Raw genomic sequence first — 24407 nt, 5'->3', positions numbered from 1 at the left:
TTATGTCGATGATCAAAGTTTCCGACGTCAGCGTATCCGTTTCCGGCAAGACCATCGTGCGCGACGTCGCCTTCGCGGCAAACGCCGGTGAACTGACCGCGATTGCCGGCCCCAACGGCTCCGGCAAGACGACGACGATGAAAGCTGTTTCCGGCGAACTGATCTATAACGGCTCGGTTCGTCTGAACGGCGAAGAAGTGCGCACCCTCAAGCCATGGCAGCTCGCCATTGTTCGCGGAGTCCTGCCGCAGGCAAGCGCCATTTCGTTCCCGTTCACGGTGCGCGAGATCGTCCGTATGGGCCTGACCTCGGGCCTCAACCTTCGCCCGGATCAGGCCGACGAGACCGCCGCCAAAGCCCTTGCCGCTGTCGATCTGACAGGCTTCGAAGCCCGTTTCTATCAGGAACTGTCAGGCGGCGAGCAGCAGCGCGTGCAGCTCGCCCGCGTTCTCTGCCAGATCGCTGAACCTGTTGTCGACGGCAGGCCCTGCTGGCTGCTGCTCGACGAGCCCGTCTCCAGCCTCGACATTAGTCATCAACTGACGATCATGAGGCTGGCGCGCAGTTTCTGCGAACGCGGCGGCGGCGTAATCGCCGTCATGCACGATTTGAACCTCACGGCGCTCTTCGCCGACAGGATCGTGCTGATGAAATCCGGCCGGCTGGCGGCCGCCGGCAATGTGCGTGAGGTACTGACGGACGAAACCATGCAGTCCGTCTTCGGCTGCCCGTTGCGCGTCAATCAGGTCCCTGTCGATGGCACGCCTTTTGTGCTGGCGCACAGCGCGCTTCCCGCCAGCTGAGGAACCTTTCCGGCCCAACTGCGTTGTCCGCAATGATTTGGGTCAAAGCCGGGCGCTCTCTTCCGTGCCACTGATGGTGCTGACCCCGTATGAAACCGGGCGGCGCTTAGCCGCGCCCAGCTATGGAGACAATCATGGCCTATTCTTTCTTCCAGTCCAGCCGCAGCCGCCGTAACGGCGCTCTCCACAATCTCGAAGCCAGTGTCGAGGACCAGATCGAAGCCCTGCGCGAAGAGCTCGCCGAACTGACGCATGTTCTCGGCAAGACCTCCCGCCATCAGGGTGAAAAGCTCCGCTCGCAGGCATCCGCAAGCTACGAAGACATCCTCGGCCGCAGCGAGGACCTGCTGAAAGAGCTCCAGGAAAGTTACCTGCGCGGCGCCGGCGAAGTACGAAACACCGTGCGTCGTCACCCGCTGGCAACGGTCGGTGCGGCTGCCGCCTTCGGCCTGCTCGTCGCCATGCTCGCCCGCCGCTAGAGTATTTCCGCTTTTCTCTGAAAACGGAACCATTCTATCTGTTTGTTTTAGCGCAATTCCGGACGCAAAACCGCTACGCACTTTTGCTGGAATTGATTTAGGAGGCTCGATGCTCTTCCCAATCCTGAGCCTGCTCGTCGGCACGAGCGTTCACCGCACGGTGGAACGCACCAAGCGCAACGGCATCTTCATCGCCGTTGCGTTGCTTTTTCTGCTGACCGCCTATGCGCTTGGCGTGACCGCAGGCGCCATCTGGCTGGCAGGCATTTACGGGCCGGTCGGCGCCTCGCTTTTCCTGGCGGCCTGCGCGCTGCTGATCGCGATCATCGTCTTGGTCATCATGGCGATCATGAATCGCCAGGAAGCCCGCCGCGCCCGCGAACGTCGCGCAGCGATGGAATCCCTGGCAACCGTCGGCATCGGCCTTATCCGCTCTCAGCCGCTACTGACGGCGGGTATCGTCGCGGCTCTTGTCGCGTCCAATCTGATCGGCCCGAAGCGGCACGACTAATCCATCATTTCTTTCAGGGTGATTGCCGCGAAAACAGAGCGCGTCCAGGTTTTTTGGGCGCGCTATCTGTTTGTAGCATCATGTTGAAATCGGCCAGCCATCTTACCGCATAAAAAAGCCGGCGCCCGATAGGGCAGCCGGCCATCCTTCCTCCCAGGAAACATTTTGATCAGAAGGCAAAGGCCTTCGACGTCAACGGCGCCGATGTGGCATCGGGGCCGAAATCCGCCTCGCCTGATATCTGCAGGAGATCCTGTAGACGCTGGCGCGCGCGGTTCACGCGGCTCTTGATGGTGCCAACGGCGCAGCCGCAGATTTCCGCCGCTTCCTCATAAGAGAAGCCCGACGCGCCAACGAGAATGATCGCTTCGCGCTGGTCCGGTGGCAGCTGGTCCAGCGCCTTCTTGAAGTCCTGCAGGTCGAGCGCGCCGTATTGGGACGGGTGCGTCGCCATGGATTCGGTAAACAAACCATCACTGTCCTGCACCTCACGGCCGCTCTTGCGCATCTGGCTGTAAAGCTCGTTGCGCAGGATCGTGAAGAGCCAGGCCTTCATGTTGGTGCCCATCTCGAAATGGTCCTGCTTGGCCCAGGCTTTCATGATGGTGTCCTGGACCAGATCGTCGGCGCGGTCGTGTCGGCCGATCAGGGATATTGCAAAGGCGCGAAGACTTGGCAGGGCCGCCAGGAGTTCGCGCTTGAAGCTCGGTTGCGCTTTTTCCATGCGGGTATTCCTATTCGGCCATCTTTGCGGCAGCCATGAGTTCGGCTCGGTCGAGTTTTTCCAGCAGGTCCAGGAAGCGATCGGGAATAGCTTCCTCATGAGCGGCAGCATAGAGCGATCGCAGCCTGACGCCGATCTGATTGTTCGGGTCCAGTATATCGCTCGCCCGCACTTCCAGCTGGCGCACGTCCGGTGCTTCTGTCTTTTGTGTTGTCATCAAATGATCACTTCTTGCCTGTTGTCTCGGGATGAAAGGCAATGTCTTCTGCAAAAGCTAAATGGAACGGACATCAGATCGATCAAGCCGGTTCTTTCAAACCGTTGATGCTGCAAATCCATTCCGTTCACATGGTTCAAAACGTGACGCCCTTCGTTTGTCGGCTAGGATAATGCGACGCTGTAAAAAAAGTTCCTCACCTTGCGGAACTTTTTTATGAAGATCGCGTTTTCAGGTCATTGCAGCAGCCATTTACCGGCCTGTAGACGGGAGTTTTTAATGACACTTTCCACTCGAATTGCGCCGCACCTTCCTTATCTGCGTCGTTATTCCCGCGCGCTTACCGGMACCCAGACATCGGGCGATGCTTATGTCGCCGCCGTCCTGGAGGCGATCATCGCCGACCTGTCCATATTCCCGGATACCGCGAATGACCGCGTCGCACTCTACAAACTGTTCACGCAATTATTTGGTTCCACTGCAGTCGAGATTCCTGAACCGTCCTCTCCCTATGCTTGGGAACAGCGCGCGACGCTAAACCTTTCAAAGGTCTCGCCGCTCGCTAGGCAGGCTTTCCTGCTTGCCTCGGTCGAGAATTTCCGCGTCTCGGAAATCGGCGAGATTCTCGAGATCACCGAACAGGAAACCATGCAACTGCTCGACAAGGCGTCGCATGAGATTTCGCGCCAGGTGGCCACGGATATCATGATCATCGAAGACGAACCGCTGATCGCCATGGATATCGAGCAGATGGTCGAAAGCCTCGGCCACCGGGTCACCGGCATCGCCCGCACCCATACGGAAGCCGTCGCGCTCTACAACAAGACGAAGCCGAGCATGGTGCTGGCCGATATCCAGCTTGCCGACGGCAGCTCGGGCATCGACGCTGTCAACGATATCCTGAAGACATCGAGCGTTCCCGTCATCTTCATCACCGCCTTCCCGGAGAGATTGCTGACCGGAGAACGGCCGGAGCCCACCTTCCTCGTGACCAAGCCCTTCAACCCCGACATGGTCAAGGCCCTCATCAGCCAGGCGCTTTTCTTCAACGAAACGACCCGTGTGGCGGCCTGAAACGTGAAATTCAGCCGCGCCGGAACCATTCCGGTAGCAATGCGTTCCGGCTCTGCCGGAGCGTATTCGGGGTTTTAACGGTTTTTGCAGCGCTTGCTTTTAGAATGAACGGCAGTTTTGTCGGGAGGGGTAGCATCCCTCCCTGTGTTCTGATGGACTGAGGAAAGGCGGCCGAGTGAATACGACTGGACCACAGTCCGGAACGCCTTTCACCACTGAAGGCAAAGCGGCCATGATGGAGCGCGCGCTCGCCAGCGCCGCTATCTCGGTCCTGTATCAGGATGCGGGCCTTGCCATGATCTATGCCGAGAATCTTCTTCCCTATTTCAAGAAGCGTTTTGTCACCGGTGGTGATGACGGTTCGCTGTTTGGCGAAGCACATGGCAAATCCCTTGCCGCCATGAAGCACAGGGTGCTTGAAACCGGCGCCTCCAGCAGTGCCGAGGTCGATGTTGCAATCGATGGCGAAGTCAGGACATTCGAACTGAAAGTTCAACGTACCGGCGCGCGCAACAACTACGGCCTGCTCTCCGTCATCTCGGAGATTACCGAAAGTCGGCATCGCGAAAAGGTGCTGAAATCGCTGCTGCGCGAGCTTTCCCACCGCTCCAAGAACCTGCTTGCCATCATCCAGGGCATCGCCACCCAGACGGCCCGGAACACGATTTCGCTTGATAGCTTTCTTGTAAAGTTCCGCGGCCGTCTGCAATCGCTCTCCAATTCGCAGGATCTGATCACCGATTCCAGCTGGCGCGGTGCCTTCCTGTTCGAGCTCGCCGGAAAGCAGTTCGCCCCCTACTGGCCGGAAACATCAGGTTCCATGCCGATCTTTGGCATCAACGCCCATCTGACGCCGAACGCCGCCGTGCATGTCGGCCTGGCGCTACATGAACTGATCGTCAATTCCGCCTCTTATGGCGCAATCGCCAGCGGGGCGACGTCCGTCACGCTGAACTGCCGGGGTGCTGACATCGCCGGTCGCCGGGCGATCGAGCTCACCTGGGTGGAAGTGCTTCCAAACAGCGCCGATGTGCACGAATTCAGCGAGAACAGCTTCGGCCGCACGGTGCTGGAGCGTGTCGTGCCCTCCTCCGTCAATGGCAAGGCCGAACTGACGTTGGTGCCCGGCCGCATTGAATATCACCTGACTGTTCCGGAGACGGAATTCGAAATCCTCAAAAGCACCTGAGACGTTTTATCTTCACGCAATTCCGGGCGCAAAACCGCTGCGCACCTTGCTGCAATTGCCTGCCTGCTAAATTGTTGGAGCCTGAACGGAGAACAGCCGGTGCGAGGGCGGCGCACCGGCTGTCTCCACTCACCGGGAGGGKACCGTGAGTTCGTCCGAATGATGGGTTGGGGGCGCGCATGTTGGGTCGATGCGGTCATCATCCGGATATCGCATTAACTACGCGCGTTAACTTTGGTTCCGCACGATTGGAAATAAATTGGACTTTTATCAATTTTTTTTCGCGGGCCGAAATCCGAGTGCCGCTTCGGTCCGTCCAATTGAAAGGCAGAGATTGCCCAAAGAATTACCACAGCGAATAAAATCAATCAGTTAGGAGAAGGAAACGAGTGAAAATTGCCAAAATTTTACCGTTTGATAAATTTTTGAACCTGAGTTACGATTCCCTCACTGGCCGTTACCAATAAAGAGGGAACTTCAATGGAACGTCTGGAAACTGGGATTCGTGCCGGCCGGCTTGCTTCCGCCGAGTACGAGGCTAATTTTTCCGATCTTCACCCGCGCCTCGACAATCACGAAGCGCTGGTCGCCTCCGACCGCTGTTATTTCTGTTACGACGCGCCGTGCATGACGGCCTGTCCCACCTCCATCGATATTCCGCTCTTCATCCGCCAGATTTCGACCGGTAATCCGATCGGCTCGGCCAAGACGATCTTCGATCAGAATATCCTCGGCGGCATGTGCGCCCGCGTCTGTCCCACCGAAGAACTCTGCGAGCAGGCCTGTGTGCGCAACACGGCCGAAGAGCGCCCCGTCGAGATTGGCCGCCTGCAGCGCTACGCGACGGATGCGGCAATGAGTGCCGGCAAGCAATTCTACCGACGGGCAGAGCCGACAGGCAAGAAGATCGCCGTCGTCGGCGCAGGCCCCGCCGGTCTCGCGGCTGCCCACCGCCTCGCCGTCAAGGGCAACGAAGTCGTGATTTACGATGCCAAGCCGAAGTCGGGCGGCCTCAACGAGTACGGCATTGCCACCTACAAGACGGTCGACGACTTCGCGCAGAAAGAGGTCGACTATGTCCTCTCCATCGGCGGCATCGAGGTAAAGCACGGTGAGCAGCTCGGCCGCGATTTCTCGCTTGCCGATCTCCAGGGCCAGTATGACGCCGTCTTCCTCGGCCTCGGCCTTGCCGGCGTCAATGCACTGCGCGTCGACAACGAAAACCTTCCTGGTGTCGATGACGCCGTCGATTTCATCGCGGCCCTGCGTCAGGCAGACAACAAGGGCGAGATCGCCATCGGCCGCCGCGTCGTCGTTCTCGGTGGCGGTATGACGGCAATCGACGCTGCCGTGCAGGCAAAGCTGCTTGGCGCGGAAGAGGTGACGATCTGCTACCGCCGCGGCAAGGAGCACATGAACGCTTCCGAATTCGAGCAGGATCTTGCCACCTCGAAAGGTGTCATCATCCGCCATTGGCTGGCGCCGAAATCCATCCTTTCTCAGGATGGCAAGGTCGCGGCGATCGAGGTGGAATATACCAGCCTCGTCGACGGCCGCCTCGCCGGCACGGGCGAGACTGGTGTGATCGCCACCGACCAGATCTTCAAGGCGATCGGCCAGACCTTCGAAGCTTCAGGCATTGGCGCCTTGCGCACGGAAACCGGCCGCATCTCCGTCGACGCTGAAGGACGCACATCGATTGATGGCGTCTGGGCCGGCGGTGACTGCGTCTTCGGCGGTGACGACCTTACGGTTTCTGCCGTCGCCCACGGCCGCGATGCGGCCGAATCCATTCACCGCACCMTGTCTGCCGCAGCCGCTCCGGCTGTCGCGGTCGCTTGAAGGGGAGAATGAACAATGGCTGATCTCCGCAATGATTTCGTCGGCATCAAGTCCCCGAACCCTTTCTGGCTCGCCTCCGCGCCGCCGACCGACAAGGCCTACAATGTCGAGCGTGCCTTCAAGGCCGGCTGGGGTGGTGTCGTCTGGAAGACGCTCGGCGAGGAAGGCCCGCCTGTCGTCAACGTCAACGGCCCGCGTTATGGCGCGATCTGGGGCGCAGACCGCCGCCTGCTCGGCCTGAACAATATCGAGCTCATCACCGACCGCGACCTGCAGACCAATCTGCGGGAAATGAAGCAGGTCAAGATGAACTGGCCTGACCGGGCGCTCATCGCCTCGATCATGGTGCCCTGCGAGGAGCAGGCCTGGAAGGCCATCCTGCCGCTGGTGGAAGAGGCCGAGGCAGACGGCATCGAACTGAACTTCGGCTGTCCGCACGGCATGTCCGAGCGCGGCATGGGCTCGGCGGTCGGCCAGGTGCCGGAATATATCGAAATGGTCGTGCGCTGGTGCAAGCAGTACACCCGCATGCCCGTCATCACCAAGCTGACGCCCAATATCACCGATGTCCGCCGCCCCGCCCGTGCAGCAAAAGCCGGCGGCACGGATGCCGTCTCGCTGATCAATACGATTAACTCCATCGTGTCCGTCGATCTCGACAATTTCGCGCCGAACCCGACCGTCGGCGGCAAGGGCAGCCACGGCGGCTATTGCGGCCCGGCGGTCAAGCCGATCGCGCTGAACATGGTCGCCGAGATCGCCCGCGATCCGGAAACCTACGGCCTGCCGATCTCAGGCATCGGCGGCATCACCACCTGGCGCGATGCGGCTGAATTCCTGGTCCTCGGCGCCGGCAATGTTCAGGTCTGCACCGCAGCCATGACCTACGGTTTCAAGATCGTCCAGGAGATGATCACSGGCCTCTCCGACTGGATGGACGAAAAGGGCCACAAGACCCTCGACGACATTACCGGCCGCGCCGTGCCCAACGTCACCGACTGGCAGTACCTCAACCTCAACTACATCGCCAAGGCGAAGATCGATCAGGACGCCTGCATCAAATGCGGCCGCTGCTACATCGCCTGCGAGGACACTTCGCACCAGGCGATCACCAACTTCGTGGATGGCGTTCGGCATTTCGAAGTGATGGACGAGGAATGCGTCGGCTGCAATCTCTGCGTCAGCGTTTGCCCGGTCGAAAACTGCATCACCATGGAGCAGCTTCCCGCCGGCTCTCTGGATAAGCGCACCGGCAAGGTGGTCGAGCCCGCCTACGCCAACTGGACGACGCATCCGAACAACCCGATGGCGCGCCAGGCTGCGGAGTAGGACCTCCGAAAAGCCTGATGAAAAAGCCGCCCGTCCACGGCGGCTTTTTCTTTATCCGTCGATCCTCAAAGCCCGAAAGACTTCCTGTAGGCGCTGGGGCTCGTGCCGAGCCGCCGGCGGAAATGGTGGCGCATCGTCGCCAACGTGCCGAAGCCGCAGGCGACAGCGATATCGTCGAGTGAGACGGCGAGCTCCTTTTCCAGCAGGTCGCGGGCATGCCGCAACCGCTCCTTCAGCAGCCACTCGCCTACGCTGTCACCCGTCGTCGCCTCGAAGCGGCGCTGGAAGGTACGCATGCTCATGCCTGCCTTGCCTGCGAGCAGGCTGATCGGCTGCTCCTCGGAAAGCCGACCACGCATCCATTCGATCAATGGCCCGAGACGAATGCCTTCGCGCTCTTCCGGCACGGGGGCCGCGATAAATTGCGCCTGCCCGCCCTCGCGATGCGGCGGAACGACGAGACGTCGCGCCACGCTGTTGGCGGCGTCGGGGCCGAAATCGCCGCGCACCACATGCAGGCAAAGGTCGATGCCGGCCGCACTGCCTGCCGCCGTCAAAATGCTGCCCTCGTCCATGTAGAGCACGTCGGCATCGAGCGCGATGTCGGGGTAACGCGCAGCGATCGAGGCGACATAGCGCCAGTGTGTCGTTGCCCGCCGCCCGGCAAGCAGACCGGCGGCGGCAAGCACGGCCACACCCGAGCAGAGCGACATGATCCGCGCGCCTCGTTGGTGCGCAGCCTGCAAGGCGGCGATTAGGGGCTCCGGCACCGCCGCATCGATCGATCGCCATCCCGGTGCGATGATGAGATCGGCCTCGTCGAGCAGTTCAAGCCCGTTGTCGACGGCGACCGTGAGCCCGCCGGCCGCACGCAGCGGACCCGGCTCGATGCCGGCGACCGAGAAACGATACCAGCCCTCGCCCATCTCCGGCCGGGACAGGCCGAAGACCTCATAGGCGATACCGAATTCAAAGGTGCAGAGCCCGTCATAGGCAAGCGCCACGACATKCGGCCCCTGCGTTTTATGCATATCCGCTTTTGGCATGATCTTTACGCTATCGGTCATGATGGCCAATTTCGCCAATCACTATCATCAGCAATGATTAGCTGCAACCAAGCCAAGACCAGAACCAACAAAGGACCAGATTATGCCGAGCCCCGTTTCTGAAATCCCCGCCGCAGCATCTGAGGCTGCCGCCGAACACTTCGCCCGCAAGCTCGCCTTCGAAACCGACTGCTCGGATGTGAACGCCGCGTTMGCCTCCGGCAAGGTCGATTTCGTGCTGCTCGACGTGCGCTCGCCGACGCTCTTCAACCTCTCGCATATACCAGGCGCCCTCAACCTGCCGCACGGCAAGATGACCGCGCACCGCATGTCCGAATGGCCTGCCGATACGCTGTTCGTTGTCTATTGCGCCGGCCCGCATTGCAACGGCGCGGACAAGGCGGCATTGCGCCTCTCCCGCCTCGGCCTGTCCGTCAAGCTGATGATCGGTGGCCTGACCGGCTGGGCGGATGAAGGTTTTGCTTTTGAAGGCGTCGCAAGCGCTGCCGCCTGATCTCAACTCCCTTCTCCCCGGCGAAGAGAAAGGCTTCATCCTCTTCCGGCCAAGCTTTTCAGGGCGTCGGTCGATATGAGGCCATACACACCAGTCGTGGTCGGCTGCCCCAGAGAAACTGGATTGCCAATATCGCGGAAATCCATGTTTTTCTGAGGGTTTCTCTGGAAAAAAAGCGATGCTGCCGTATATCGCTATACTCGTCGTCGTTGTGGACGGCGCTGGAAGCTATTTCGTTTTGGAACACGGTCAGCATGTCACTTCGCAGTGCCCTTCGCGTACAAACAGCAGACCGCCATGCCGAGGTGGACGCCCTCTTCGGCAAGTTCAACCTCTCCGACACCCGCGACTATAAAACCTTCCTGCGTGCCCATGCTCGTGCTGTTCCTTCGGTCGAAGCTGCCCTTGAGCAGGCCGGCATCACGACGCTCTTGCCGGACTGGCCGGTGCGCCGTCGCGCATCGCTTCTTCTCGCCGATATGGCCGCCCTGAACGAGCCACCACCGCCACTCCTGCCGCAGCCCGCGCTTGCCGACGAAGCCTCGCTCTGGGGTGCAGTCTATGTGCTTGAAGGATCCAAGCTTGGCGGCGCCCTGCTCGCAAAAGCCGTGCCCAATCACCTGCCGGGCAGCTATCTCGGCCCGCAAGGTCCGAAGGGCTCGATGCGCGCCTTCATGGAACGTCTTGATACCAGCGGCATTGACGATATTGCAGGCGCCGTTGCGGCTGCGCGCAATGTCTTCGGCCTGTTCCTGAAGGCGGCGCAGCTTGAACTGGAAGCCGTCTGATGAGCGATGCCGACGCCCCCATTGATCTGACCAATTGCGACCGGGAGCCGATCCATCAGCTTGGTTCCGTCCAGCCTTTCGGTTTCCTGCTTGCCGTCTCCTCGGACTGGATCGTTACCCGCGCCTCGGCCAATCTTTCGGAATTCCTTGATATCGCCCATACTGATGCCGTCGGCCGGCCCATTTCGTCGCTGATTACGCCGGAAGCGCTGCATACGCTCCGCAACAAGCTCGCCACCTTGCGCGGTCCGGACATTGTCGAACGCATTTTCGATATCGCGCTGACGGCGGCGCAGGCACGCTTCGACGTGGCGGTGCATGTCTGCAACGGTCAGATCATCATCGAGGGCGAACGTGCCGACGGAGGCAGATCCAGCGCGCCTTCGCTCTCCACGCGCAGCATGATGTCGCGTCTGGACCACACGGAAACCCTGGAAGCCTTCTTCCGGGAAGGCGCGAGACAGGCCCGCGCCTTGACCGGTTTCGACCGTGTGATGGTCTATCGCTTCGACGACAGCGGCTCCGGCGAGGTCGTGGCCGAAGCTGCCCGGCCGGGCATCGGCTCCTTCCTCGGCCTGCATTATCCCGCATCCGACATTCCAGTTCAGGCCCGAGCGCTCTATTTGCGCAACCTCTTCCGCATCATCGCCGATATTGATGCGACACCTGTGCCGATCCTGCCGCAAGTCGACGAGCACGGCCGCCCGCTTGATCTTTCCATGTCCGTGCTGCGCTCGGTTTCGCCGATACATATCGAATATCTGAAGAACATGGGCGTCGGCGCCTCGCTCTCGATCTCCATCGTTGTCGATGGCAGGCTCTGGGGCCTCTTTGCCTGCCACCATTACAGCGCCCGCCTGCCCTCGGCCGAAAGCCGCTCCACGGCAGAACTTTTCGGGCAGATGTTTGCTTCCCGCCTCGAAAGCCGCGAACGGCGCCTGGCGCTCGATTACGAAACCAAGGCGCGCCGCATCGCCGACCGGCTGCTGACCTCCGTTGCCGACAATGCGAGCCTGCTTGATGATCCGACATGGCTGATCGACGCGCTGGCAGATGCCATCCCCGCCGATGGTATCGGCGTCTGGATCAACGGGCGGCGGGCGATTGCAGGTCTCGGCCCGGATGAGAAGAGCTTTGCCGCCCTCATCCGTCACCTTAATCGTAATGCCGCCGGCCGGGTTTTTGCGGTCGATCGCCTTGCAGAAACCTATCCCGACATCGAAATCGATGATGCCGTGGCTGGCATGCTCGCCATTCCGATCTCCCGTTCGCCGCGCGATTATGTCGTGCTGTTCCGACAGGAAATCGTGCGCACCGTGCGCTGGGCCGGCGATCCGCAGAAGCCCGTGGATTATGGCCCGAACGGCCCGCGGCTCACCCCGCGCAAGAGTTTCGAAGCCTGGTCCGAGCTGGTGCGCGGCCGCTCCCTGCCCTTCACCGAAGCGGAGCGTCGCGTTGCAGAAACCATCCGTGTCACGCTGATCGAAGTGGTGCTGCGCCTGACGGATGAGGCCAGCATGGCGCGCCAGCTCGCCAACGAACGGCAGGAACTGCTGATCGCCGAGCTGAACCATCGCGTTCGCAACATCCTCGGCCTGATCGGCGGGCTCATCCGCCAGTCGCAATCGACCTCGATCGGCCTCCCGGATTATGTCCGCCAGCTCGAAGGCCGCGTCCAGTCGCTCTCCCGAGCGCACGATCAGATCACCCGCGATCACTGGGCACCCGCTTCGTTGCGGCAATTGCTTATGGCCGAAGCCGCCGCCTATCTCGGCAAAAATGCCCAGCGCATCCGAATGACCGGCGAGGATGTGCTGCTGGAGCCACAGGCCTTTTCAACCACGGCCCTGGTCTTCCATGAGCTGGTGACGAACAGCGCCAAATATGGGAGCCTTTCTGGATCCGGTTTTGTCGAACTCGGCTGGATGAGAGACGAAGAAGGCAATCTCCACATCGGCTGGCGCGAAAAGGACGGCCCCCCGGTATCGGAACCCACCCGGCATGGCTTCGGCTCGACGATCATTCGCCGCTCCATACCCTACGATCTTGGTGGCAAGGCCGAAGTCCGCTACATCAACGAAGGGCTGGAAGCCGATTTCTGGATTCCGGCCAAGAACGTGAATGCGGCAAACCCGGGGAGCGAACGCCTCGCTCCGACATCGGTCACAACGACAGAACGCAAGGTCATCGGCTCAAACAACGAACCCCTTGCCGGCCTCAATGTGCTTCTGGTGGAAAACAACCTGATCATCGCCATGGATGGCGAAGACATCCTGCGCCGTTTGGGCGCGGAGGTCGCAACGGCGCCAAGTGTTGCCGAAGCGATGGAATTCCTGGCCGACCAGTCCTTCGATCTCGCCCTTCTCGATGTGAATCTCGGTGACGAAACCAGCTTTGCCATCGCCGACCGGCTGGCCGCCGGCAACGTGCCCTTCGTCTTCGCCACCGGCTATGGCGAGGGGATAGCCCAGGCTCACAGCCATTCGGATGCACCGGTCCTGCAGAAGCCCTACACGATCGAAGGCGTGACAGACATTCTTGTCCGCGTGGCGCTTCCAGGCAAGCCTTAGGCGATGATCCGGCTCCGGATCAATCCGGCCGCAATCCGCCGATGAAGAGCCGTTCCAGGAAGCGGGCCGCATCTTCGAAGCGCCCGTCACCTGAATGTTCTTCACCCAGCACGGCCCGGACCTGCACATCGAAATCGGCATAGTGCTGCGTCGTCGACCAGATCGAGAAGATCAGATGATAGGGATCGCAGGGGGCGATCTTGCCGCTTTTCGTCCAGGTGCGGATGACAGCCGCCTTTTCGTCGACCAGCTCTTTCAGCGGTCCCTTCAGCATATCGAGAACGTGTGGCGCGCCCTGCAACATCTCGTTGGCAAACAGCCGGCTMTCCCGGGGAAAATCGCGCGCCATCTCGAGCTTGCGGCGGATATAGCTGCGGATCTCCGATTCCGGATTTCCCTCCGCATCGAAGGCCCGCAGCGGCTCGAGCCAGTTATAGAGGACGCGGTCGATCAGCGCGCGATGCATGGCTTCCTTGGTGCGGAAATAATAGAGCAGGTTCGGCTTCGACATGCCGGCGACCTCGGCGATCTGGTCGATGGTCGAGCCGCGGAAGCCGCTAACCGAAAACACATCCAGCGCCGCTTCCAGGATCAGCTCTTCCTTCTCTTCCTGGATTCGGGTCCGGCGAAGTGTCTTCGCCGCTCTCGGAATGGCCATTCGCTCTTTTCCCCTTGAAATTCAACTCCTTCGCTCAAGATTGGAAGAGCAGCCTCTCCTGCCGCTTAAATGGGCAACTGCCTGCCTTTTTGCCCATATTTTGTCTGTATTTTTCGTGATTTTCGTCTTGAGCGCCGCGATGGAAGTTGTAATGTTTACCAATCGGTCAAATTATCTGCCAGATAAAAAACAAAGGCAACTGGCGATTTTCCGGCGCTGACGAAACAAGCGGCAGCAGTAGGAATTTGACCACGGGAACAAGGCGGGCGTGCACCTTGCATGACTGCCGTAAAACAGGTGAGGATTTTCAGTATGGTGGCAGCGCCAGGCGAAAACATGCGCGTCAACGGGGACCGTCTTTGGGACAGTCTCATGGACATGGCGAAGATCGGCCCGGGAATTGCCGGCGGCAACAACCGCCAGACACTGACGGACTCGGATGCCGAAGGCCGCAGCCTCTTCAGGACATGGTGCGAAGACGCCGGCATGACGCTTGGCGTCGACAAGATGGGCACCATGTTTGCGACCCGCCCCGGCACCGATCCCGACGCTCTCCCCGTCTATGTCGGCTCGCATCTCGACACCCAGCCGACCGGCGGCAAATATGATGGCGTGCTCGGCGTGCTCGGCGCCCTCGAAATCGTCAGAACCATGAACGACCTCGGCATCAGGACGAAGCATCCTGTTGTCGTGACCAACTGGACCAACGAGGAAGGCGCGCGTTTCGCTCCGGCAATGCTGGCATCAGGCGTCTTCGCCGGCGCGCACAGCCTGGACTTCGCCTATAACCGCAAAGACCCCGAAGGCAACCTGTTCGGCGACGAGTTGAAGCGCATCGGCTGGGTCGGCGACGAGGAAGTCGGCGCCCGCGAGATGCACGCCTATTTCGAATATCACATCGAACAAGGCCCGATCCTCGAAGCCGAGAACAAGCAGATCGGCGTCGTCACCCACTGTCAGGGCCTCTGGTGGTTGGAATTCACGCTGACCGGCAAGGAGGCCCATACAGGCTCGACGCCGATGAACATGCGCGTCAATGCCGGTCTTGCCATGTCGCGCATCCTGGAGATGGTCCAGGGCGTGGCGATGGGCGAACAGCCGGGCGCCGTCGGTGGCGTCGGCCAGGTCTTCTTCTCGCCAAATTCCCGCAACGTGCTGCCCGGCAAGGTGGTCTTCACCGTCGACATCCGCTCGCCTGACAAGGCCAAGCTCGACCGCATGCGGGCGAAGATCGAGGCTGAAGCGCCGAAGATCTGCGACGCGTTGGGCGTCGGCTGTTCCATCGAGGCGATCGGCCATTTCGAGCCGGTCACCTTCGACGAAAAGCTCGTCACCTCCGTCCGCTCCGCCGCGGAGCGTCTCGGCTATAGCCACATGAACGTCATCTCCGGCGCCGGGCACGACGCCTGCTGGGCTGCCAAGGTCGCGCCCGCGACGATGGTCATGTGTCCCTGTGTGGGTGGTCTTTCGCACAACGAGGCTGAGGAGATTTCCAAGGAATGGGCGACGGCTGGAGCCGACGTGCTGTTCCATGCGGTGGTCGAGACGGCGGAGATTGTCTCCTGATGTCTAACGTAGCGCCCGGAGCCCCCTCATCCGACCCTTCGGGCCACCTTCTCCCCGCTGGGGAGAAGGGAACGGTGGACGTCGCCGCTCCCCCCTTCTCCCCTCGGGGAGAAGGTGCCCGAAGGGCGGATGAGGGGGCTCCGGGCACAACCAAAATTATCAAACAAGATATTCGCAAACATCGCCCTGCCAAAACCGAACAAGCACGACACCTGCGCCACAATGAAACCGAAGAGGAATACCGCCTTTGGAGCGACCTGCGCGCACGGCGCTTGAACGGCTACAAATTCGCAAGGCAGGTGCCACTCGGCCCATTMATTGTCGATTTCCTCTGTCGGGAAGAGCAGCTCGTTGTCGAGATCGATGGCTTCCAGCACGCCGAAAGCATCTCCGATCAACGCCGAACGGAATGGCTCAATGCAAACGGCTATTCGGTCCTGCGCTTCTGGAATCAGGAAATCTCGCGCGAACGAGGCTCGGTTCTTGAAACGATCCTGGCTGCATTGGAAGGCCGGCTTGAGGTCAGCTCCGAATTGCCCAGCTTTTATTCGCCAGCCGAATTTACAAACAAGAATGGGGAACGATCATGACCACAGTCATCAAGAACGGCACCATCGTCACGGCCGACCTCACCTACAAGGCGGATGTGAAGATTGACGGCGGCAAGATCGTCGAGATCGGCCCGAACCTCTCCGGCAACGAAGTGCTGGACGCCACAGGCTGTTACATCATGCCAGGCGGCATCGATCCGCATACCCATCTCGAAATGCCCTTCATGGGCACCTATTCCTCCGACGATTTCGAAAGCGGCACGCGGGCGGCCCTTTCCGGCGGCACGACCATGGTCGTCGATTTCGCCCTTCCCTCTCCCGGCCAGTCGCTGCTCGAAGCGCTGACCATGTGGGACAACAAGTCCACGCGTGCCAATTGCGACTATTCCTTCCACATGGCGATCACATGGTGGGGCGAGCAGGTCTTCAACGAGATGAAGACGATCGTTGAGGACAAGGGCATCAATACCTTCAAGCACTTCATGGCCTACAAGGGCGCCTTGATGGTGAACGACGACGAGATGTTCGCCTCCTTCCAGCGCTGCGCCGAGCTTGGCGCCCTGCCGCTCGTCCATGCCGAAAACGGGGATGTCGTCGCCTCCCTTTCCGCCAAGCTGCTTTCGGAAGGCAATAACGGCCCCGAAGCGCACGCCTATTCACGCCCGGCCGAAGTCGAGGGTGAAGCCACCAACCGCGCAATCATGATCGCAGACATGGCCGGCTGCCCCGTCTATATCGTCCATACCTCCTGCGAACAGGCCCATGAAGCAATCCGCCGTGCTCGCCAGAAGGGCATTCGCGCCTATGGCGAGCCGCTAATCCAGCACCTGACCCTCGACGAGTCAGAATATTTCGACAAGGACTGGGATCACGCCGCCCGCCGCGTCATGTCCCCGCCCTTCCGCAACAAGCAGCATCAGGACAGCCTCTGGGCGGGCCTCGCCTCCGGTTCGCTGCAGGTGGTGGCGACCGACCATTGCGCCTTCACCACGGCGCAGAAGCGCTTCGGCGTTGGCGATTTCACCAAGATCCCGAACGGTACCGGCGGCCTCGAAGACCGCATGCCGATGCTCTGGACCTATGGCGTCAACACCGGCCGCCTGACGATGAACGAATTCGTCGCCGTCACCTCGACCAATATTGCCAAGATCCTCAACATCTACCCGAAGAAGGGTGCCATCCTCGTCGGCGCCGATGCCGATCTCGTGGTCTGGGATCCGAAGCGCTCCAAGACCATTACGTCGAAGAGCCAGCATTCGGCGATCGATTACAACGTCTTCGAAGGCAAGGAAGTCACCGGCCTGCCACGCTACACGCTGACGCGTGGCGTCGTGGCGATCGAGGAAGGGACCGTCAAGACCCGCTCGGGCCATGGCGAATTCGTCAGGCGCGAGCCGGTTACCGCCGTCAGCAAGGCACTGTCGACCTGGAAGGAGATCACCGCGCCGCGCAAGGTTGAACGCACGGGCATCCCGGCGAGCGGCGTGTGATAATGATGCGCGGCCATCTGCTTCTGACGATCGTCTCCCTGGCCGCGCTTTCCACCGCGGCACATGCCGACACGCTGCCCATCAAGGGCAGCTACGGCAACAAGGATGGCTGCGCCTACGCCAAGAGCGGCGAAAGCACTGGTTCCGACAATTTCTTTCTGCTGACTTCCGAGGGCATCACCACGGCGGCCTCTTACTGCGAAATCAAGAAAGTCCTGAAGACCGAAGGCAAGGACTTCACCGCCACTGTCGCTTGCCAGGCGGAGGGCGAAGAGAGCAGCAACGAGGACACCGTCAAGATCACATCAGGGACCAAAGGCTATACGATCGGGTTCGTGGCCGATGCTGCAATCACGTGGGGGCCGCTGCCGCTATGCAAATAGCCTCACGCCGGCACMAACGCATCCAGCTCCGGCAACAGGATCACGCTTTCCTGCTCGTTCGGATCGGTGCGGGCAATGATCGCCGTGCAGGGCGTGCCGCTGAGGTTTGCCGGAAGATGCGGCACACCGGCCGGAATATAGAAGAGTTCGCCGGCGTGCACGATCACATGGTTCTCAAGTCTGTCGCCATACCACGTATGCGCCTCGCCGGAGAGCATGTAGATCGCCGTCTCATGCGCCTCATGCAGATGCGCCTTGGCGCGCACGCCGGGCGGGATCGTCAGAAGATGCATGCAGATGCCCTTCGCGCCGACTGTCTCGGCCGCGATGCCCTCGAAATAACTCAGCCCCTGCTTGCCGTCATAGGTATGGTCAGGGCGAACAATGTGGCAGGTGGGCTTTGATTTTGCGTCCATCCTCATCCTCCTGGGACTGTGCTGTCGGTAAGACCGGCGGCAATAATATCACGGAAAACCGCGCCGGCGCGGCGAAAACAAGACTGGTTTATTGATGCAAGCACCCTCCGTCGTGACCGCCAAGGATCTCTGTCTCACCTACCAGACGAATGATGGGCCGGTGCACGCGCTTGCTGATGTCAATCTCGATATCCGCAAGGGCGAGTTCGTCTCTTTCATCGGCCCTTCCGGCTGCGGCAAGACGACTTTCCTGCGCGTCATCGCCGATCTCGAGCGCAAGACATCGGGCGAAATTGCCATTAACGGCATGACACCGGATGAAGCCCGCAAGGCCCGCGCCTATGGCTACGTCTTCCAGGCGCCGGCGCTCTATCCCTGGCGCACGATCGAGAAGAACATTGCCCTGCCGCTGGAGATCATGGGATACGCGAAGCCAGAGCAAAAAAAGCGAATCGCTGGAGCGCTCGATCTCGTCGAGCTTGCGGGCTTCGAGAAGAAATTCCCCTGGCAACTCTCGGGCGGCATGCAGCAGCGCGCCTCGATCGCCCGCGCGCTCGCCTTCGATGCAGACCTGCTCTTGATGGACGAACCGTTCGGGGCGCTGGACGAAATCGTCCGCGATCATCTGAACGCTGCGCTTCTGAAACTGTGGTCGCGCACCAACAAGACGATCTGTTTCGTCACCCACTCCATTCCGGAAGCCGTCTACCTCTCGACGAAGATCGTCGTGATGTCGCCKCGCCCCGGCCGCGTGACCGATATCATCGACTCGACGCTGCCCAAGGAGCGCCCGCTCGACATCCGCGAGACCCCCGAATTCCTGGAAATCGCCCATCGCGTCMGCGAAGGGCTGAGGGCGGGGCATAGTTATGAGCAATAGATTGGGGCTCCAGAGCGTKGCAAAGACCCCTCCCCAACCCCTCCCCACAAGGGGGAGGGACACATTTGCCGCGCCCTCTTCTTTCATGATCGAGGCTGCTACCAGCAGCAGAGTTGAGACAGGTACGCCAAGCAGGCGGCAACCACCTGAGCCCCTCCCCCTTGTGGGGAGGGGTTGGGGAGGGGTTTTCCTTTCCACATCAGGAATGGAGGCCTGAATGCCACATTCCAACATTAAGCCCAAAACCCGTGAAAGAGCCCGTCGCCTTCGTCGTGAACTGACAAAGGCTGAATCCGCCATGTGGAACATGCTGCGAGATCTCCGTCCCTGGGGCGCTCGCTTCCGCCGCGAAACACCAATCGGCCCGTATATTGCAGACTTTGCCTGGCTCTCCGCTCGTCTCATCGTAGAAGTAGACGGCGACAGCCATGAAACCGAAAGCGGTCGCCATCATGATCTCGCTCGCGATGCTTTCTTGAAAAACCAAGGCTTCACCGTACTCCGTTTCGACAATGCCCAAGTGCTTGATGGCCCGGATTATGTGTTCATCGAAATACAAAAACATGCCGCACCATTCTTGAGGAACGCCGCATGAAACCCGACACCCTCAAGGACAAGATCGTCCCCGTCCTCACCATCCTGCTGGTGCTGGTCGCCGTCTGGTATGTCGCCGCCGTCTTCCTCAACGCGCCGTTCCAGCGCGACATGGACACGCGCAACAACGTCACCTMGACGACAACGGAATTCATCGGCAGGACCCTCTCCCAGCCGAAGCCCATCCTGCCGGCACCGCATCAGGTGGCGCAGAACGTCTTCGAAAACACCTTCCTGCKAAAACTCTCCAGCAACCGCAGCCTCGTCTACCACGCAGGCATCACCCTCTCCTCCACCGCGCTCGGCTTTGCGCTCGGTACGCTGCTCGGCATCGTGATCGCCGTGGGCATCATCCATATCAAGGCGCTCGACCGCAGTCTGATGCCGTGGATCATCGCATCCCAAACCGTACCGATCCTGGCGATCGCGCCGATGGTCATCGTGGTGCTCGGCTCGATCAGTATCACCGGCCTCATCCCGAAGGCGCTGATCTCCACCTACCTCTCATTCTTCCCGGTCACAGTCGGCATGGTGAAGGGGTTGCGCTCGCCCGAGGTCATGCATCTCGATCTGATGCGCACCTATAATGCCACGGCCGCACAAACCTTCTGGAAGTTGCGCGTACCCGCCTCCATTCCCTTCCTCTTCACCTCGATGAAGGTAGCGATCGCCGCAAGCCTCGTCGGCGCGATCGTCGGCGAACTGCCGACCGGCGCCGTCGCCGGCATTGGCTCCAAGCTGCTTGMCGGCTCCTATTACAGCCAGACCATCGATATCTGGGCAGCACTGGTCGCCGGCTCGGTCCTGGCAGCCATCCTTGTCGCCATCGTTGGCCTCGTGGCGAAGATCGTCGACCGCGCCATGGGTGGGAGGCCGGCATGAAGCAAGTCGTGCTTTCCTGGCAGGGCCTGATCGCCCTCCTCTGCGTGGCGGGCGCAATGGTCATGCTGCCTGTCTTTGCGGCCGGTGCGACACAGCCTCCGTCGGCAGGGACTATCATCCTGGTCGCTCTGCTCGCGATCGTCGCGGCACTGATCTCCTTCGCGCCCCTCCCCACATCGCTTGTCGCAACCGCCCTCTTCATCGGCGCTCATGGCGCGGGATGGCTGCTGCTTGGCACGCTTTCGGGCAATGAAGGCTTCGCCGGTACCTCCTTCTTCCTGCTGCTGGCCGCCTGCTGGCTGCTTGCCTGGCGCTGCGTGACGGAGCTTTCGGAGCTCAAACCGACAACGCCAGCCGGCCAGTGGTTGCTGCGCCTGCTGATCCCGGCAATCTTCGGCGCCTGGATCCTCATCATCTGGGAAACGATCACGCGCGGCGCCGGTGTCCCTTTCGTGCTGCTGCCGCCGCCGTCCGCGATCGGCGCACGCATCGTGGTTTCCCTGCCGATCCTCGGCGAGGACATAAGGCAAACGATCTTCAAGGCCGTTCTGATCGGTTACGCCATCGGCTGCATCAGCGGCTTCGTCGTCGCCATCCTCGCCGACCGTTTCGCCTTCCTGCGTCGTGGCCTGCTGCCGATCGGCAATTTGGTTTCGGCCCTGCCGATGATCGGCGTGGCTCCGATCATGGTCATGTGGTTCGGCTTCGACTGGCCGTCCAAGGCCGCCGTCGTCATCATCATGACCTTCTTTCCGATGCTGGTGAACACTGTTGCGGGGCTTGCCGCCTCCGGCAACATGGAGCGCGACCTGATGCGCACCTATGCATCGAACTACTGGCAGACGCTGGTCAAGCTCCGGCTTCCGGCCGCAATGCCCTTCATTTTCAATGCACTGAAGATCAACTCGACGCTGGCGCTGATTGGTGCCATCGTTGCGGAATTCTTCGGAACGCCGATCGTCGGCATGGGCTTCCGCATCTCCACGGAGATCGGCCGCATGAATGTCGACATGGTCTGGGCCGAGATCGCCGTCGCGGCGCTTGCAGGCTCGGTCTTCTACGGTGTCGTCGCCCTTGCCGAGAGGGCGGTGACGTTCTGGCATCCGTCTATCCGTGGTGGTTAGGCGGGCCCCGGCCCCGCACCAGGGCCTGGGCATAACTTCAGAGGGAACAAGAAAATGAAAAAATTGATGGTTGCAATGATGGCKAGCGCGATGTCGCTTGCCGCCGCCCACGCGATGGCGGCCGATAAAGTCGCGCTGCAACTGAAATGGGTTACCCAGTCGCAGTTCGCCGGCTACTACGTTGCCAAGGACAAGGGCTACTACGAAGAAGAGGGCCTCGATGTCGATATCAAGCCGGGCGGCCCTGATATCGCTCCCGAGCAGGTGATTGCCGGCGGCGGCGCCGATGTGATCGTCGACTGGATGGGTGGTGCGCTGGTGGCGCGTGAAAAGGGCGTTCCCTTGGTCAACATCGCCCAGCCCTATCAGAAGTCCGGCATGGAAATGATCTGCCGCAAGGACGGCCCGATCAAGACCGAAGCCGATTTCAAGGGCCACACACTCGGCGTCTGGTTCTTCGGCAACGAATATCCGTTCTTTGCCTGGATGAGCAAGCTCGGTCTCAAGACCGATGGCGGCCCCGACGGTGTGACCGTGCTGAAGCAGAGCTTCGACGTTCAGCCGCTGCTGCAGAAGCAGGCCGACTGCATTTCCGTCATGACCTATAACGAATACTGGCAGGCGATCGATGCCGGCCTGAAGCCGGAAGACCTCACCGTCTTCAACTATACCGCCATGGGCAATGACCTCTTGGAAGACGGCCTCTATGCTTCGGAAGAAAAGCTGAAGGATCCGGCCTTCAAGGAGAAGATGGTCAAGTTCGTCCGCGCCTCCATGAAGGGCTGGAAATACGCCATGGAGAACCCGGATGAAGCCGCCGGAATCGTCGTCGATGCAGGAGGCCAGGACGAAAACCACCAGAAGCGCATGATGGGCGAAGTCGCCAAGCTGATCGGTGACGGCACCGGCAAGCTCGACACCACGCTCTATGACCGGACGGCAAAGGCTCTTCTCGATCAGAAGATCATCAACAAGGAACCATCAGGCGCCTGGACCCACGACATCACGGACGCCGCTGCCAAATAACATCATATCGATGCCAAAATGCAACGCGCGCGGGAGATTCTCCCGCGCGTTTTCTATTTTTTGCACTCAATGAAAAAAATCGCCTTGCAACTGTCGCATTTGTCGGGCGTCAAACGTCTATTGCATGTCGCGCGAACGGGGACACCGGTTTTGCGGGTAACGACATGATTAAAACAGAGACTTAAAGTGTGGCGAGCGGATCTGAAAGATCGTGACACGCTTTAAGATATGCGAGCCGATCAATCATCGTCATGTTCACATAACCCTTTAGTGATTGATGAGCCTCGCATTGGTAATTAATAGTGTCTCATAGGGAATTATTTTCTGCCGGGCTTGCACGTGGAGCAAATCGATACCACGTTCTAGCCTGATTTGCCGGATGGGAACGATGTGTTCCGGCAGATGGGATGCGGGTAAATACCTCTGAGATTTGGAAGACGGCATTTGCCCGGTTCGCGAGTTGCATGACGACGCGCGATTCCGGCCGATCCTGTCAAGAGATTGGACGAAGACGCATGGCACTGAAGCCGCACGCATTATTACGCGCCTCTACTTTCCCAGTCGCCGCTTTTGCGGTCTCGGCGCTTCTTGTCGCCACTTTCGCGGCCTCGGCTGTATTTGCTCAGGAACCCCAKGCGACGCATCCGCAGGCCCAGGCGCCCCAGAACCTGCCGGCAATCGTCGTCACCACGGCGGTGAACCGGACCCTCGTCGACCGTGTCATCGGCACGGGAACGGTCAAGCCCGTCGAGGAAGTCTATATCCAGCCACAGGTCGAAGGCCTCTCCATTCGCACCTTGAAGGCCGATGTCGGAGACAAGGTTCAGGCCGAAAGCACGCTGGCGACGCTCAACGATGACGCTCTGGTCCTGACCAAGAGCCAGATGATGGCGACGAAAGCCAAGGGCGAGGCAAGCCTTGCCCAGCTGCGCGCCCAGCTCATCGAGGCACAGGCCAATGCCGAGCAGGCAAGGCAGCAGCAGGCCCGTGCCCAGGAAATGGGCAAGAAGGGCACTGTTTCCACCGCCCAGGTCGAGCAAGCCGATGCGACGGCCGCAGCCGCCAATGCCCGCGTCGCTTCCGCCGAGCAGGCGATCGAGGTCGCCGAAGCCGACCTCAAGGTCTTCGACAGCCAGATTGCCGATGCGGACCTGAAGCTGGCGCGCACCGATGTGAAAACACCGGTTTCAGGCGTCGTTTCGGCCAAGAACGCCAAGGTCGGCGCCATTGCCGCCGGCAACGGCAATCCGCTGTTCACCATCATCCGCGACGGCGACATCGAGCTTGTCGCCGAAGTCGCTGAAAGCGACATTGTCAGGGTCATGGCCGGCCAGAAGGCGACGATTTCGCTTTCCGGCAGCCGTGAGAAGCTTTCCGGCGCGGTGCGCCTGGTGTCGCCGACCGTCGATCCGGTCACCCGCCTCGGCCTCGTCCATATCTCCATCGACGATGACAGCAAGGCGCGTTCCGGCATGTATGGCAGCGCCGAGATCATCGTCCGCGAGACCGAAGGCGTATCGCTTCCGCTGACGGCAGTGCTTACCGGCAGCGAAGGCTCCTCCGCCCGCAGGGTCGAGAATGGCGTGGTGAAATTCGCCAAGGTCGAGACCGGCATTCAGGACGGTGCCTATATCGAGATCATCAATGGATTGAAGACCGGCGACGATGTCGTCGCCAAGGCGGGCGCCTATGTCCGCGACGGCGACCACATCACGCCGGTGCGCGAACAGCCCTCGGCTTCCAACTAAAGA

At 60.6% G+C, this 24407-nt stretch carries 26 protein-coding genes; 21 read left to right on the top strand and 5 right to left on the bottom strand.

The window, feature by feature from the left end; genetic code table 11:
- Positions 1-8: 8 nt before the first annotated feature.
- The 3 genes from AC1DNW_RS22760 (at position 9) to AC1DNW_RS22750 (ending at position 1793) form a co-directional block, all read left to right on the top strand.
- Positions 9-803: a heme ABC transporter ATP-binding protein gene (locus tag AC1DNW_RS22760; protein WP_477854446.1), complete on the top strand. Its 795-nt coding sequence runs from the start codon at positions 9-11 to the stop codon at positions 801-803.
- A gap of 134 nt (positions 804-937) precedes the next feature.
- A complete protein-coding gene (locus tag AC1DNW_RS22755) occupies positions 938-1282 on the top strand; it encodes a DUF883 domain-containing protein (protein ID WP_113299731.1) in 345 nt (114 codons plus the stop codon).
- A 109-nt stretch (positions 1283-1391) separates the two neighbouring features.
- Positions 1392-1793, top strand: a complete 402-nt coding sequence (locus tag AC1DNW_RS22750) for a hypothetical protein (protein WP_113311316.1) — start codon at positions 1392-1394, stop codon at positions 1791-1793.
- Between the two features lie 169 nt (positions 1794-1962).
- Here AC1DNW_RS22750 and AC1DNW_RS22745 read toward each other — a convergent pair whose 3' ends face one another.
- Both AC1DNW_RS22745 and AC1DNW_RS22740 read right to left on the bottom strand, forming a co-directional pair.
- Positions 1963-2517, bottom strand: coding sequence for an RNA polymerase sigma factor (locus AC1DNW_RS22745; RefSeq protein WP_007815244.1), 555 nt, complete (start codon positions 2515-2517; stop codon positions 1963-1965).
- A 10-nt stretch (positions 2518-2527) separates the two neighbouring features.
- Complete coding sequence (locus tag AC1DNW_RS22740; protein WP_113311298.1) at positions 2528-2734, bottom strand: NepR family anti-sigma factor; 207 nt, start codon at positions 2732-2734, stop codon at positions 2528-2530.
- Between the two features lie 279 nt (positions 2735-3013).
- On the opposite strand from AC1DNW_RS22740, the gene AC1DNW_RS22735 reads away from it, so the two are divergent.
- From AC1DNW_RS22735 to preA, 4 genes are all read left to right on the top strand, one after another.
- The gene (locus AC1DNW_RS22735) at positions 3014-3808 is read left to right on the top strand and encodes a response regulator (RefSeq protein ID WP_113299734.1); all 795 of its coding nucleotides are present in this window, start codon (positions 3014-3016) and stop codon (positions 3806-3808) included.
- Between the two features lie 235 nt (positions 3809-4043).
- Entirely contained in the window at positions 4044-4997 is a 954-nt protein-coding gene (locus tag AC1DNW_RS22730; RefSeq protein ID WP_477854468.1) for a sensor histidine kinase, read from the top strand.
- A gap of 480 nt (positions 4998-5477) precedes the next feature.
- On the top strand, positions 5478-6839 hold the full coding sequence (locus AC1DNW_RS22725) for an NAD(P)-dependent oxidoreductase (protein ID WP_477854445.1): 1362 nt from the start codon (positions 5478-5480) through the stop codon (positions 6837-6839).
- 15 nt (positions 6840-6854) lie between these two features.
- Positions 6855-8168 carry an NAD-dependent dihydropyrimidine dehydrogenase subunit PreA gene (gene preA / locus AC1DNW_RS22720; protein WP_113311296.1) on the top strand — a complete coding sequence of 438 codons (1314 nt, stop codon included), beginning with the start codon at positions 6855-6857 and terminating at the stop codon, positions 8166-8168.
- A gap of 65 nt (positions 8169-8233) precedes the next feature.
- Here preA and ftrA read toward each other — a convergent pair whose 3' ends face one another.
- The gene (gene ftrA, locus AC1DNW_RS22715; protein ID WP_477854444.1) at positions 8234-9235 is read right to left on the bottom strand and encodes a transcriptional regulator FtrA; all 1002 of its coding nucleotides are present in this window, start codon (positions 9233-9235) and stop codon (positions 8234-8236) included.
- A gap of 82 nt (positions 9236-9317) precedes the next feature.
- Between ftrA and AC1DNW_RS22710 the strand changes: the two genes are divergently transcribed.
- The 3 genes from AC1DNW_RS22710 (at position 9318) to AC1DNW_RS22700 (ending at position 13086) form a co-directional block, all read left to right on the top strand.
- Positions 9318-9728, top strand: a complete 411-nt coding sequence (locus AC1DNW_RS22710) for a rhodanese-like domain-containing protein (RefSeq protein WP_477854443.1) — start codon at positions 9318-9320, stop codon at positions 9726-9728.
- Positions 9729-9982: 254 nt separating this feature from the next.
- Positions 9983-10516 (top strand): biliverdin-producing heme oxygenase, encoded by a 534-nt coding sequence (locus AC1DNW_RS22705; RefSeq protein WP_113311293.1) that lies wholly within the window; start codon positions 9983-9985, stop codon positions 10514-10516.
- Complete coding sequence (locus AC1DNW_RS22700) at positions 10516-13086, top strand: HWE histidine kinase domain-containing protein (protein ID WP_113311292.1); 2571 nt, start codon at positions 10516-10518, stop codon at positions 13084-13086. The genes AC1DNW_RS22705 and AC1DNW_RS22700 overlap by 1 nt, the downstream gene beginning before the upstream one ends.
- Positions 13087-13105: 19 nt before the next feature.
- Here AC1DNW_RS22700 and rutR read toward each other — a convergent pair whose 3' ends face one another.
- A complete protein-coding gene (gene rutR / locus AC1DNW_RS22695; RefSeq protein ID WP_477854442.1) occupies positions 13106-13744 on the bottom strand; it encodes an HTH-type transcriptional regulator RutR in 639 nt (212 codons plus the stop codon).
- On the opposite strand from rutR, the gene AC1DNW_RS22690 reads away from it, so the two are divergent.
- The 5 genes from AC1DNW_RS22690 to AC1DNW_RS22670 all read left to right on the top strand — a co-directional run bounded on the left by AC1DNW_RS22690 (position 13737) and on the right by AC1DNW_RS22670 (position 17734).
- The gene (locus AC1DNW_RS22690) at positions 13737-13964 is read left to right on the top strand and encodes a hypothetical protein (protein WP_162748609.1); all 228 of its coding nucleotides are present in this window, start codon (positions 13737-13739) and stop codon (positions 13962-13964) included. The two genes, rutR and AC1DNW_RS22690, sit on opposite strands and share 8 nt — an antisense overlap.
- A gap of 92 nt (positions 13965-14056) precedes the next feature.
- Positions 14057-15310 (top strand): Zn-dependent hydrolase, encoded by a 1254-nt coding sequence (locus AC1DNW_RS22685; RefSeq protein ID WP_113311291.1) that lies wholly within the window; start codon positions 14057-14059, stop codon positions 15308-15310.
- Positions 15310-15900 carry an endonuclease domain-containing protein gene (locus AC1DNW_RS22680; protein WP_477854441.1) on the top strand — a complete coding sequence of 197 codons (591 nt, stop codon included), beginning with the start codon at positions 15310-15312 and terminating at the stop codon, positions 15898-15900. The genes AC1DNW_RS22685 and AC1DNW_RS22680 overlap by 1 nt, the downstream gene beginning before the upstream one ends.
- Positions 15897-17351 (top strand): dihydropyrimidinase, encoded by a 1455-nt coding sequence (gene hydA / locus AC1DNW_RS22675; protein ID WP_477854440.1) that lies wholly within the window; start codon positions 15897-15899, stop codon positions 17349-17351. Before AC1DNW_RS22680 ends, hydA begins: the two co-directional genes overlap by 4 nt.
- A 2-nt stretch (positions 17352-17353) precedes the next feature.
- Positions 17354-17734, top strand: coding sequence for a hypothetical protein (locus AC1DNW_RS22670; protein ID WP_477854439.1), 381 nt, complete (start codon positions 17354-17356; stop codon positions 17732-17734).
- 2 nt (positions 17735-17736) lie between these two features.
- Here the strand turns inward: AC1DNW_RS22670 and AC1DNW_RS22665 are convergent, their stop codons facing one another.
- Entirely contained in the window at positions 17737-18150 is a 414-nt protein-coding gene (locus AC1DNW_RS22665) for a cupin domain-containing protein (protein WP_477854438.1), read from the bottom strand.
- 94 nt (positions 18151-18244) lie between these two features.
- On the opposite strand from AC1DNW_RS22665, the gene AC1DNW_RS22660 reads away from it, so the two are divergent.
- From AC1DNW_RS22660 to AC1DNW_RS22635, 6 genes are all read left to right on the top strand, one after another.
- Positions 18245-19030 carry an ABC transporter ATP-binding protein gene (locus AC1DNW_RS22660; protein ID WP_477854437.1) on the top strand — a complete coding sequence of 262 codons (786 nt, stop codon included), beginning with the start codon at positions 18245-18247 and terminating at the stop codon, positions 19028-19030.
- Between the two features lie 217 nt (positions 19031-19247).
- Positions 19248-19625, top strand: a complete 378-nt coding sequence (locus tag AC1DNW_RS22655) for a DUF559 domain-containing protein (protein ID WP_113311286.1) — start codon at positions 19248-19250, stop codon at positions 19623-19625.
- Positions 19622-20506 (top strand): ABC transporter permease, encoded by an 885-nt coding sequence (locus AC1DNW_RS22650; protein ID WP_477854436.1) that lies wholly within the window; start codon positions 19622-19624, stop codon positions 20504-20506. The genes AC1DNW_RS22655 and AC1DNW_RS22650 overlap by 4 nt, the downstream gene beginning before the upstream one ends.
- Positions 20503-21630, top strand: coding sequence for an ABC transporter permease (locus AC1DNW_RS22645; protein WP_477854435.1), 1128 nt, complete (start codon positions 20503-20505; stop codon positions 21628-21630). The genes AC1DNW_RS22650 and AC1DNW_RS22645 overlap by 4 nt, the downstream gene beginning before the upstream one ends.
- A gap of 54 nt (positions 21631-21684) precedes the next feature.
- Positions 21685-22656, top strand: a complete 972-nt coding sequence (locus AC1DNW_RS22640) for an ABC transporter substrate-binding protein (RefSeq protein ID WP_113299749.1) — start codon at positions 21685-21687, stop codon at positions 22654-22656.
- A gap of 515 nt (positions 22657-23171) precedes the next feature.
- Complete coding sequence (locus AC1DNW_RS22635; protein ID WP_477854434.1) at positions 23172-24404, top strand: efflux RND transporter periplasmic adaptor subunit; 1233 nt, start codon at positions 23172-23174, stop codon at positions 24402-24404.
- Positions 24405-24407: the final 3 nt, after the last annotated feature.

The organism is Rhizobium sp. 05L429 (assembly GCF_056397645.1).
This window is presented reverse-complemented; position numbering and strand designations above follow the sequence as displayed.

What these genes read in the sequence shown, in the direction of transcription:
- AC1DNW_RS22760 (WP_477854446.1), top strand. Translation starts at nt 9, where the DNA reads ATGATCAAAGTTTCCGACGTCAGCGTATCCGTTTCCGGCAAGACCATC.
- AC1DNW_RS22755 (WP_113299731.1), top strand. Translation starts at nt 938, where the DNA reads ATGGCCTATTCTTTCTTCCAGTCCAGCCGCAGCCGCCGTAACGGCGCT.
- AC1DNW_RS22750 (WP_113311316.1), top strand. Translation starts at nt 1,392, where the DNA reads ATGCTCTTCCCAATCCTGAGCCTGCTCGTCGGCACGAGCGTTCACCGC.
- AC1DNW_RS22745 (WP_007815244.1), bottom strand. Translation starts at nt 2,517, where the DNA reads ATGGAAAAAGCGCAACCGAGCTTCAAGCGCGAACTCCTGGCGGCCCTG.
- AC1DNW_RS22740 (WP_113311298.1), bottom strand. Translation starts at nt 2,734, where the DNA reads ATGACAACACAAAAGACAGAAGCACCGGACGTGCGCCAGCTGGAAGTG.
- AC1DNW_RS22730 (WP_477854468.1), top strand. Translation starts at nt 4,044, where the DNA reads ATGGAGCGCGCGCTCGCCAGCGCCGCTATCTCGGTCCTGTATCAGGAT.
- AC1DNW_RS22705 (WP_113311293.1), top strand. Translation starts at nt 9,983, where the DNA reads ATGTCACTTCGCAGTGCCCTTCGCGTACAAACAGCAGACCGCCATGCC.
- AC1DNW_RS22700 (WP_113311292.1), top strand. Translation starts at nt 10,516, where the DNA reads ATGAGCGATGCCGACGCCCCCATTGATCTGACCAATTGCGACCGGGAG.
- AC1DNW_RS22690 (WP_162748609.1), top strand. Translation starts at nt 13,737, where the DNA reads ATGGCCATTCGCTCTTTTCCCCTTGAAATTCAACTCCTTCGCTCAAGA.
- AC1DNW_RS22685 (WP_113311291.1), top strand. Translation starts at nt 14,057, where the DNA reads ATGGTGGCAGCGCCAGGCGAAAACATGCGCGTCAACGGGGACCGTCTT.
- hydA (WP_477854440.1), top strand. Translation starts at nt 15,897, where the DNA reads ATGACCACAGTCATCAAGAACGGCACCATCGTCACGGCCGACCTCACC.
- AC1DNW_RS22670 (WP_477854439.1), top strand. Translation starts at nt 17,354, where the DNA reads ATGATGCGCGGCCATCTGCTTCTGACGATCGTCTCCCTGGCCGCGCTT.
- AC1DNW_RS22655 (WP_113311286.1), top strand. Translation starts at nt 19,248, where the DNA reads ATGCCACATTCCAACATTAAGCCCAAAACCCGTGAAAGAGCCCGTCGC.
- AC1DNW_RS22645 (WP_477854435.1), top strand. Translation starts at nt 20,503, where the DNA reads ATGAAGCAAGTCGTGCTTTCCTGGCAGGGCCTGATCGCCCTCCTCTGC.